8 protein-coding genes and 1 pseudogene are annotated in these 10,201 nt (G+C 77.1%); 6 read left to right on the forward strand and 3 right to left on the reverse strand.

Going from position 1 to position 10,201, the window contains the following annotated elements:
- The 3 genes from cobT to ACWEO5_RS36380 all read left to right on the forward strand — a co-directional run.
- A partial coding sequence (gene cobT / locus ACWEO5_RS36370) for a nicotinate-nucleotide--dimethylbenzimidazole phosphoribosyltransferase (RefSeq protein WP_452166385.1) occupies positions 1–2,878 on the forward strand: 2,878 nt, incomplete at its 5' end.
- Between the two features lie 151 nt (positions 2,879–3,029).
- Complete coding sequence (gene cobA, locus ACWEO5_RS36375; protein WP_452166386.1) at positions 3,030–4,262, forward strand: uroporphyrinogen-III C-methyltransferase; 1,233 nt, start codon at positions 3,030–3,032, stop codon at positions 4,260–4,262.
- 219 nt (positions 4,263–4,481) lie between these two features.
- Positions 4,482–5,285: a TrmH family RNA methyltransferase gene (locus ACWEO5_RS36380; protein WP_452166387.1), complete on the forward strand. Its 804-nt coding sequence runs from the start codon at positions 4,482–4,484 to the stop codon at positions 5,283–5,285.
- Positions 5,286–5,300: 15 nt separating this feature from the next.
- Here ACWEO5_RS36380 and ACWEO5_RS36385 read toward each other — a convergent pair whose 3' ends face one another.
- Positions 5,301–5,687, reverse strand: coding sequence for a hypothetical protein (locus tag ACWEO5_RS36385; protein ID WP_452166388.1), 387 nt, complete (start codon positions 5,685–5,687; stop codon positions 5,301–5,303).
- Positions 5,688–5,802: 115 nt separating this feature from the next.
- On the opposite strand from ACWEO5_RS36385, the gene ACWEO5_RS36390 reads away from it, so the two are divergent.
- A complete protein-coding gene (locus ACWEO5_RS36390; protein WP_452166389.1) occupies positions 5,803–6,633 on the forward strand; it encodes a hypothetical protein in 831 nt (276 codons plus the stop codon).
- 12 nt (positions 6,634–6,645) lie between these two features.
- On the opposite strand, the gene ACWEO5_RS36395 is transcribed toward ACWEO5_RS36390, so the two are convergent.
- Entirely contained in the window at positions 6,646–7,203 is a 558-nt protein-coding gene (locus ACWEO5_RS36395; protein ID WP_452166390.1) for a hypothetical protein, read from the reverse strand.
- A gap of 71 nt (positions 7,204–7,274) precedes the next feature.
- On the opposite strand from ACWEO5_RS36395, the gene ACWEO5_RS36400 reads away from it, so the two are divergent.
- Together ACWEO5_RS36400 and ACWEO5_RS36405 are read left to right on the forward strand one after the other, a co-directional pair.
- Positions 7,275–7,835 (forward strand): GNAT family N-acetyltransferase, encoded by a 561-nt coding sequence (locus tag ACWEO5_RS36400; protein WP_452166391.1) that lies wholly within the window; start codon positions 7,275–7,277, stop codon positions 7,833–7,835.
- 15 nt (positions 7,836–7,850) lie between these two features.
- Positions 7,851–9,284 carry a hypothetical protein gene (locus ACWEO5_RS36405; RefSeq protein WP_452166392.1) on the forward strand — a complete coding sequence of 478 codons (1,434 nt, stop codon included), beginning with the start codon at positions 7,851–7,853 and terminating at the stop codon, positions 9,282–9,284.
- Positions 9,285–9,301: 17 nt separating this feature from the next.
- On the opposite strand, the pseudogene ACWEO5_RS36410 reads toward ACWEO5_RS36405, so the two are convergent.
- Positions 9,302–10,201 (reverse strand): annotated as a pseudogene (locus tag ACWEO5_RS36410) (hypothetical protein); the annotation flags it as partial.

Consider the following 10,201-nt stretch of genomic DNA (forward strand, 5'->3'; position numbering starts at 1 on the left):
GGTCGAGGCGGCCGCGGCCGCGGCCGTCGCCGAGCCGGTGGCGCCCGTCGCGGAGGCCGTGGAGGCCGCACCGGCCGTCAAGGCCGCGGTGGAGCCCGTCGCGGAGCCGGTCGAGGCGGCCGCGGCCGCCGTGGTCGCCGAGCCCGTCGAGCCGGTGGTCGAGCCCGTCGCGGAGCCCGTCGCGGAGCCCGCCGCGGAGCCGGTCGCGGTGGCCGAGACCACCGAGGTGCCGGAGATCGTCGCCGAGGCCGTGGAGGCCGTCGTCGCCCCGGCCGCCGAGCCCGCCGCCGGACCGGCGGAGCCGCAGCCCGCGCCCGTGGACGCGGAGGGCGCGCCCGCCGCGAACCTGGCCCCGGTGTTCGTCGAGCCGGTCGAGCAGCAGGGCGCCGCGCCGGTCGAGCCGCAGCCCGGGACGGCCGCGGCAGTTGACGCGCCGTCGGCCGAGCAGCCCGTGGCCGTCGAGCCCGAGCCCGAGGCCGTCCAGGCCGAGCCGCTGCCGGTCGGGTCGGTGCCGGCCGAGGCCGTGGCCGAGCAGGTCGCGCAGGTCGCGCAGCCCGAGGCCGCGAACGCGCAGACGGTGAGCGGCGAGGCCGTCGCGGAGCCGATCCCCGACCCGGCCGCGAAGCCGTCCGGCCGGGGTGCGCACCGGCGCATCTCCGCGTTCCTCGCCGCCCCCGCCGGTCTGCCGCTGCTGGAGCCCGAGGCCCCGGCCGCCGCCGTCGAACCGCAGCCGGAAGCGGCCGCCGAGGAGTCCGCGGCCCCGGCCGTCGAGGCCCCCGCCGAGCAGCCCGCCGCCGAGCAGGTCGCGCAGCCCGCGGCCGCGCCCGCCGAGCCGGTCGCCGCGTCGGAGCCGGCGCAGCAGCAGGAGTCGGCCGAGCAGCCCGCCGCCACCGCCGTCGAGCCCGTGACCGTCGAGCCCGTGACCGTCGAGCCCGAGGCCGCGCCGGTCGCGCCGGAAGCCGTTCCCGGGACCGCGGTCGAGGCCGAGGGTGAGACCGAGGGCGACACCGCCGTCGAGGCCGCCGAGGCCGCCGAGGTCGTCGAGCCGGCGTCCGAGTCCGCCGTCGAGCCCGAGTCCGCCGTCGGGCCCGAGTCCGCCGAGGCCGTCGCCGAGGAGGAGCGGGCGCCCGCCGCGCCGGGGTACGACGAGGCCGGGCGGGAGGCCGTCCACCAGGTGATCCGGGAGCGGCGCGACGTCCGCAACGGCTTCCGGTCGGACGCGATCCCGCACGAGGTGCTGATCCGGGTGCTGGAGGCGGCGCACACCGCGCCGAGCGTCGGCTACTCGCAGCCGTGGGACTTCGTGGTGATCCGTTCCGCGAAGACCCGCCGGAAGATGCACGAACTGGCGGAGCGCCAGCGCGAGGCGTACGCGGACTCGCTGCCCAAGGGCCGGGCGAAGCAGTTCAAGGAAATCAAGATCGAGGCGATCCTGGAGACGCCGGTCAACATCGTGGTGACTGCCGACCGCACCCGCGGCGGCCGGCACACCCTGGGCCGGCACACCCAGCCGCAGATGGCCCCGTACTCGGCCGCGCTGGCGGTGGAGAACCTGTGGCTGGCGGCCCGCGCCGAGGGCCTGGGCGTCGGCTGGGTGAGCTTCTTCGACGAGGAGGAGCTGGTCCGCGAGCTCGGCCTGCCCGAGCACCTGGAGGTCGTCGCCTACCTGTGCGTCGGCTACGTGGACGCGTTCCCGGACGAGCCGGAGCTGCAGCAGCAGGGCTGGGCGAAGAAGCGCCCGCTGTCCTGGGTGGTGCACGAGGAGCAGTACGGCAACCGGGCGCTGCCCGGCGAGGAGCCGCACGACCTGCTGACCGACACGCTGCGCGGCATCCGCCCGCTGGACGCCAAGGCGCTCGGCGAGGCCTGGGACCGGCAGAAGCGGATGACCAAGCCCGCCGGTTCGCTCGGCGTGCTGGAGCTGATCGCGGCCCAGCTGTCCGGCCTGGCCCGGCAGTGCCCGCCGCCGGTCCCGGAGCCCGGCTGCGTGGCGATCTTCGCCGGTGACCACGGCGTGCACGCCCAGGGCGTCACCCCGTGGCCGCAGGAGGTCACCGCGCAGATGGTCGGCAACTTCCTGGCCGGCGGCGCGGTGGTCAACGCCTTCGCCGCGCAGGTCGGCACCGAGGTGTGCGTGGTGGACGTCGGCGTGGCCGCCGAACTGCCGGACGCCATCCAGCAGGGCCGCACCACCGGCCTGCTGCCGCGCAAGGTCAAGCCCGGCACCGACGACATGACCCAGGGCCCGGCGATGAGCCGGGACGAGGCGCTGCGCGCGATCGAGGTCGGCATCGAGACCGCCCGCGACCTGGTCGCGGCGGGCAACAAGGTGCTGATCACCGGTGACATGGGCATCGCCAACACCACCGCCTCCGCCGCGCTGATCTCGGTGTTCACCGAGACCGACCCGGCCGAGGTGACCGGCCGCGGCACCGGCATCGACGACGCGACCCACGCCCGCAAGGTCGAGGTCGTCCGGCAGGCCCTCGACCTGCACAAGCCCGACCCGGCCGACCCGATCGGCGTGCTGTCGGCCGTCGGCGGCCTGGAGCACGCCGCGCTCGCCGGGTTCCTGCTCGGCGCGGCCTCGCTGCGCGTCCCGGTGATCCTGGACGGCGTGATCGCCGGCTCGGCGGCCCTGGTCGCCAAGGCCATCGCCCCCGAGGTGCTGGCCGCCTGCATCGCCGGCCACCGCTCCGCCGAGCCCGGCCACCAGACCGCGCTCGCCAAGCTCGGCCTGCGCCCGCTGATCGACCTCGACCTGCGGCTCGGCGAGGGCACCGGTGCCCTGCTGGCCCTCCCGCTGGTGCAGAGCGCGGCCCGGGCGATGCACGATGTAGCCACCTTCGACTCCGCCGGAGTCACCGAGAAGGCCTGACCCACCGGCACCGGCCGCCCCCGCAGTGCGAGGGGGCGGCCGCCCCGCCGAACCCGTACCGGCTCAAGGGCGCGCCGGCACCGGGCTCCCGCCCGTGGGGCCGTCCCGCCGAACGGCCCCAGCACCGCCGCTCACCCAGGAGCTCCCCCTCATGACCGCGCCCACGCCCCACCCGTCCACCCAGGGCCTCACCCCGTACCCCGTCGGGCTGCTGCTCGCGGGCCGCCGCGTCGTCGTCGTCGGCGGCGGGCAGGTCGCCCAGCGCCGGCTGCCCGCGCTGATCGCCGCGGGCGCCGAGATCCACCTGATATCCCCGGCCACCACCCCCGCCGTCTCCGCGATGGCCGACGCCGGCGAGCTCACCTGGCACCAGCGCCCGTACGCGGACGGCGACCTCGCCGACACCTGGTACGCCCTGGTCGCCACCGACGACCCGGCGGTCAACACCGCCGTCTCCGCCGAGGCCGAGCGCCTGCGCGTCTTCTGCTCGCGCAGCGACGACGCCTCCGCCGCCACCGCCTGGACGCCCGCCTCCGGCCACGACTCCGGCGCCACCGTCGCCGTCCTGACCGGCGACCCCCGGCACTCCGCCGCCCTGCGCGACTCCATCGTGGCCGGCCTGCGCGACGGCTCGCTGGCCGCCCGCCAGTACCGGGCCCGGGACGCGGGCGTCGCCCTGGTCGGCGGCGGGCCGGGCGACCCCGACCTGATCACCGTCCGCGGCCGCCGCCTGCTCGCCGACGCCGACGTGGTGGTCGCCGACCGCCTGGCCCCCCGCGAGCTGCTCGCCGAACTGCCCCCGCACGTCGAGGTGATCGACGCCTCCAAGATCCCGTACGGCCGCTACATGGCCCAGGAGGCGATCAACCGGACGCTCGTCGAGCACGCCAAGGCCGGCAAGTTCGTGGTCCGGCTCAAGGGCGGCGACCCGTACGTCTTCGGCCGCGGCGGCGAGGAGCTGCTCGCCTGCGTCGAGGCGGGCGTCCCGGTCACGGTGGTGCCCGGCATCTCCTCCTCGATCAGCGTGCCCGCGGCCGCCGGGATCCCGGTCACCCACCGCGGGCTGACCCACGAGTTCACCGTCATCTCCGGCCACGTCGGCCCCGGCGACCGCTCGCTGACCAACTGGGAGGCCGTCGCGAAGATGACCGGCACCCTGGTCCTGCTGATGGCCGTCGACAAGATCGGCGCGATCGCCGCCGAACTGGTCGCCCACGGCCGGGCCGCGGACACCCCGGTCGCCGTGGTTCAGGAGGGCACCACCGCCACCCAGCGCCGGGTCGACGCGACCCTCGCCACCATCGGCGAGACCGTCGCGGCGGAGGGGATCAAGCCCCCGGCGGTCATCGTGATCGGCGACGTGGTCGGCGTCCTCAACCCGTAGGAAGAACGCGTGTATTCAGGGGCCCGGGGAACGGCGGGTCCGTGCTGCTGGTGGCCGGAGCCCATTGAAGGTTCGTGCTGCTGCGTGTAGTGAACAGAACCATAAACAGATGCGCGCTCCGGCAGTGAACCGTCAGCAGCCATGGGCTCGCCGTTCCCCGAGCCCCTGGCGGTGCTCTCCCGAGCCCTGGTGTCCTTCCCGACGTGCGAAAATCGTCCGGTGTCCGAGCCTCTCACCGTCACCGACGCCGCCGACCCCCGGCTGAGCGACTACACCGACCTGACCGACGTCGAACTGCGCCGCCGCCGGGAGCCCGCCGAGGGCCTGTTCATCGCCGAGGGGGAGAAGGTGATCCGCCGGGCGCTGGCGGCCGGGTACCGGATGCGCTCGATGCTGCTGACCGCCAAGTGGCTCGGCGTGATGGCGGACGTGATCGAGGGCGCGGACGCCCCCGTCCACCTGGTCGAGCCCGCGCTCGCCGAGCGGGTGACCGGCTACCACGTGCACCGGGGCGCGCTCGCGTCGATGGAGCGCAAGCCGCTGCCCACCGCGCCGGAGGTGCTCGCGGGGGCCCGCCGGGTGGCCGTCCTGGAGGGGCTGGTGGACCACACCAACCTGGGGGCGATCTTCCGCTCCGCCGCCGCGCTCGGGATGGACGCGGTGCTGCTCTCCCCGGACTGCGCCGACCCGCTGTACCGGCGGGCCGTCAAGACCTCGATGGGCGCGGTCTTCTCCGTCCCGTACGCCCGGCTCGACCCGTGGCCGGACGCGCTCGGCGCCGTCCGGGAGGCCGGGTTCGAGCTGCTGGCGCTGACGCCCTCCGGCGCGGAGGACTTCACCGCGGCCCGCCCGCACCTGCTCCCGAAGGCCGCGCTGATGCTCGGCGCCGAGGGCGACGGCCTGACCCCGAAGGCGCTGGCCGCCGCCGACCAGCGGGTGCGGATCCCGATGGCGCACGGCATCGACTCGCTGAACGTCGGCGCGGCCGCCGCCATCGCCTTCTACGCCGTCAACCACGGCTGACGGACGGGCCCGCGCTCACCGGGCGGCGAACACCGTCGCGTCCGCGTCGTCCAGCACGAAGCCGTTGTCGAACCGGACCCGCACCGAACTGCGCGGCCCCTGCGCGGCGAACTCCCGCCAGTGCGGCTCCAGTTCGGCCAGCTGGGCCTCCAGCCGGCGCAGGCTCTCCGCGGGCATGGTGTGCCCGTAGTCCTCGAACAGGGCCCGCAGCCGCTCGTACTCGCGGACCTCCTCGGGCGGCGGCAGCTCCCCGGTGACCCGGACCACGGTGCCCTCGATCCCCGCGCCCAGCAGCAGGAAGCCGACCAGCGGGCCGTCCTCCCCGGCGGACGCCCCGCCCAGCGCCAGGTCCTCGACCAGCCTGACGCGTTCTCCCTCCACCAGGGCCACCGCTACCGCCACCTCTCCCGCCTCGCTCCGCGCCGCCGCCGGACCGGCGCACGGCACCGCCATTATCCGTGGGCCGACGGGCCGTCGGGCTTCCGTCCGCGCCGGGTGCTCCGGTAAACAGTGCGGTGTGATCATCGACCTGCGGCAGCGGTTCGTCGCCCCGCTCCGCCGCCTCGTCCGGCGCCGCGGCTACCGGGCCCCGCTCGCCCTGGCTGCCCTGCTCTCCCTGCTGCTGTGCCTGCCGAACGGCGCACCGCACGGCGTCCTGACGGTGGCGTTCGTCCTCGGCGGCTTCCTCTGGACCCTCCTGGACGTGCTGTTCCCCCCGGTCACGATCCCGCTGCTGCTGATCGTCGGCCTGCCCGCCGCCCTGCTGGCGATCCGCTACCGCAAGCACCTCAAGCGCCCTGCCCGCCCCGGCAACAGCGCCCTGCTCTGCTGCGCGCTGGGCGTCGCGGCCGTCCTGCTGGGCGAGAGCGTCCCGGGCGAGGACCCCGGACTGCTCGGCCTCGGCGCGCTCACCCTGCTCGCCCTCCCGGCCGGCTGGCTGCTCTGGCACCAGACCCCCTGGGCCCGCCGGGCCGCCACCACCGTCCCCGGCCGGTTCGGCTGCCGGCGCTGGGCCGCCGCACCGCTGCTGCTCGCCACCGGCGCCCTGCTGGTCCACTACGACGTCCCGGCCGGCGCCCGCTTCGCCGCCACCCGCTCCGCCCTCACCACCCACGCCGAACACACCCTCGCCACCGGCGACACCGCACCCGCCTGGGTGGCCGGCTACCGCCTGGAGCAGACCGAACTCGTCGGCAGCGGCGTCACGTTCACCGTCGCGGGCACCGGCGTCTTCGCCCCGCACGGCTACGCCTACTTCCCGCACGGCACCCCCGCGGGCAAGTCCGCCGGGTACTACACCGAACTCGGTGACGGCTGGTACAGCTGGTCGGGCCCCGACCACTTCTGAACGCCCGGCCCCTCACGCCGCCCGGCGGGCCGCCGGAGGACGGATCGGCTGCGGCGCGGGCCGGCGCGGATCGTGGTGCCGGCGGCCCGTCAGGTCGCCGACCCGCAGCACCAGGTCCGCCGCCGGGGGAGCGGGCCACACCGTCAGCAGGTGCTCCTCCACCGGGCGGGCCGCCGTGTCGGCCTCCCGCCCCCGGTCCCGGCCGCGGGTCTGCACCCGCACCCGGTACCAGCCGCGCCCGGCCCGCGCCAGGTTCCCCGGCCCGTCGACGTCCACCCCGTCCCAGGCGCGCAGCCGCAGTTCCCCGCTGCTGTACAGCGACAGCTCCACCACGCTCTCCCACCGCGGCCCCGGCTCCGGCGGCCGCCCCGGGCAGCTCTCCACCGTCAGCCGGACCAGCCCGGTGTGCGTGCCGCACAGCACCGTCAGGTGGTCCGGGCAGCCCGCCGCCACCCCGTTCCCGTGGAACAGCCGGTCCAGCGCGTGCGCGTCCCAGCCGTCCGGCAGCTCCGGTCCGTACAGGAAGTACTGGCAGTACGCGACGTGCATCGCGTCGGTCGTCCACATCATGCGGCACATGCTGCCGCCCCGTACTGACAAGCCGTCAACGCCGTCCAGCACCCTCCGGTAACGTCCCGGCCATGCCGACCGCGCCGACACCCGTCGTCCTGGAGGGCCGCCAGGTGCGGCTCGAACCGCTCCAACCCGCCCACGTCCCCGCCCTGTTCGCCTCCGGCGGCCGCGACGAGGAGGTCTGGCGCCACCTCAGCGCCCCCACCCCGCACACCGAGGACGAGCTGCGCGCGATCGTCGCCGCCCGGCTGGCCGACGCCGCCCGCGGCCACCGCCTCCCGCTCGCCGTCCTCGACCGGGCGAGCCGCGCCGCGATCGGCACCACCAACCTGCACGGCTGGGACGTCCGCACCGGCCGGATCGAGATCGGCGGCAGCTGGCTCGGCCGCCGCTGGTGGCGCACCGGAGCCAACCGCGAGGCCAAGCTCCTGCTGCTGGCGCACGCCTTCGACACCCTCGGCTTCACCGAGGTCCGCTGGCGGGTCGACGCCGCCAACACCCGCTCCCGCGAAGCCGTCACCCGCCTCGGCGCCCGCCCCGCCGACCCCGGCGCCCCGCCGCACGGCCTGCTCCACTACACGATGCCCGCCACCGACTGGCCCGCCGCCCGCACCCGCCTCACCGGCTGAAGGAGCCCCGCCCGCATGCCCGACCTCCCGTACGAACTCCTGGGCGGCCTGGCCGAGAACCCGGCCCTGCCCGCCGACCTGGTCGACCGCCTGATCGCCGCCCCGCTCCGCCACTACGGGCTCGCCAAGCGCCCCGACCTGACCGGGGCCCAGCTCGACGCCCTGATCGCCCGCGACGCGCACGCCGTCGCCCTCAGCCGCCACCTGCCGAAGCCGGTGCGCCGCCGCCTCGCGGCCCACCCCGACCCGGGCGTCCGGACCGCCCTGGTCATCTCCGCCGCCCCGGACGAGGACACCGAGCTGTTCGAACGGTTCGCCACCGATCCGGCGCCCGAGGTGCGCAAGCAGCTCGCCCAGAGCGACCGCACCCCCGCCGACCTGCGCGCCCGCCTCGCCCACGACCCCGACCCGGAGGTCCGCGCCGCCCTCGCCCAGTGGTGGAGCGCCGCCCCCGAACCCGTCCGGCGCACCCTGCTCACCGACCCCGAGGGCAGCGTCCGCGCCGCCGCCTGCGGCACCTACTTCCGCCGCCTGCCGTACCCCGTCCCGCCCGCCGACCTCGTCCCCGCCCTGCTCGCCGACCCGCTCACCCGGGCCGGTGCCGCCGCGCACTGCGACCCGGCCACCACCGACCTCGAACGCCTCGCCGCCGACCCCGACCCGGACGTCCGCCGCGCCCTCGCCGCCCACCCCGGCCTGCCCGCCCACCTCCGCGCCCGGCTCGCCGCCGACCCCCGGGCCCGGATCCGCCTCGCCGTCCTGGCCCGCCCCGACACCCCCGCCGCCGAGCGCGCCGCCCTGCACGACTCGATCACCGGCCCGTTCGAACCGCCCGGCGAGGACGTGGACGAGGAGACCGCCGTCGAGCTGGAGGTAGACCACTTCGCGGTCGGCATCGATCTCTGGATGCTCGACCTGCCCTGGGTCACCGCCGACCCGCTGCCGCACCTCGACTCGCCACACCCGGTCTTCCGCCGGGCCGCCGCCGCCTCGCCCGACCTGCCCGCCGAGGCCCGCGCCCGGCTGCTCGCCGACCCCGACAACGAGGTCGCGCTCGCCGCCGCCCGCAGCAGCCCTGACCCGATCGACCCGGCCACCGCCGAACGCCTCGACCGCGGACACCGCCCCGTCAAGCGGATGCGCTGGCGCCCCGCCGACATGTTCCCGCTGCCCGTCGAGATCCTCCGCCGCCTCGCCGACGACCCCGCGCCCCGGATGCGGCTGCTCGCCCTGCGCGACCCCGAGCTGCCCGCCCACCTGCTGGAACGCCTCGCCGCCGCCCCCGAGGACCACGTCCGCGCCGCCGCCGCGAGCCACCCCGCCCACGCCCTGGCCACCCTGCGGGCCCTGCTCGACGATCCGTCCCGGTCCGTCCAGCGGGCCGCCGCCGCCAACCCGGCCCTGCCGGTCGAGGAGATGCGCGCCCGCCTGGACGCCGCCGGGTTGTGAACCCGGGCCGGGGAAGGTCAGTCCGTCGCGCCCGAGACGCCCGTGCCCGGCCAGGACTCCTCCAGGCCGCCGTCCGCCCGGACGGTGTACCGGGTGGAGGAGACCGCGCCCGTCCGGTCGATCCGCTCCTCGCGGATCAGCGCGCCGTTCTCCACCCGCCACACCGAGCCCGCCTCCGGGTTCGCGGCCGAGACCCGGTCCGCGAGCAGCACGGGGGAGCCGCCGGTGAAGCCGTACAGCTGGACCAGGTCGACCGGCACCGCCCCCTCCAGGCGGCGCAGCACCACCAGGGTGGCCTGCGCGTCCCGGTAGCGGGCGGGCAGCACCGCGGCGAGCGAGACCGGCGGCCCGTTCTCGGTGGAGCGCCCGTCGTGCAGCTGGATCGCCGGGCCGCCGGACGGGTCGGGGTAGCTCAGGTTGGGCCAGTCGACCTGCGGCGGGACGCCGAAGGACGGGGCCAGCCCGGTGTCGCCGTGCCCGGCGGCGTTCGCGCCGTCCACCGACAGCGTCGTCCCGGTGGCCGGTTCGGCCGGAGCGGTCGCCACCCCGGCGGGCTGCGGGCCCAGGCCCTGCGCGTCGCGGTTCTCGCAGCCCTGCGCGACGGCGATGGCCAGCGCCACGCCCAGGGTCACCGTCACGAACACCACCAGCCGCTGCCGCAGCAGGCGCTGGCGCGGCGTCGGCCGCCCGCCCGGGGGGTGCGGGGCGCGCCCGGGCGGGGGAGTGCGGTCCCGGCCGGGCACCGGGGTGCGCTCCCGCCCGGCCGCGGGGCGGCGCTCGCGGACGGTGTCCCCGTCCCGGGCCGGACGCCGCACGCCGGGCCCGCGGACGTCGGGCCGCGCGGCGTCCTGCCGGGGCATCGCCGGGGCGGCCACCGCCCGGCCGGCCGCGGCCCCCGCCGCGCCCTCCGCCTTCGC

The organism is Kitasatospora sp. NPDC004272, from assembly GCF_053603035.1.

Coding starts and splice junctions, on each gene's coding strand:
- cobA (WP_452166386.1), top strand. CDS start 3,030: ATGACCGCGCCCACGCCCCACCCGTCCACCCAGGGCCTCACCCCGTAC.
- ACWEO5_RS36395 (WP_452166390.1), bottom strand. CDS start 7,203: ATGATGTGGACGACCGACGCGATGCACGTCGCGTACTGCCAGTACTTC.
- ACWEO5_RS36400 (WP_452166391.1), top strand. CDS start 7,275: ATGCCGACCGCGCCGACACCCGTCGTCCTGGAGGGCCGCCAGGTGCGG.
- ACWEO5_RS36405 (WP_452166392.1), top strand. CDS start 7,851: ATGCCCGACCTCCCGTACGAACTCCTGGGCGGCCTGGCCGAGAACCCG.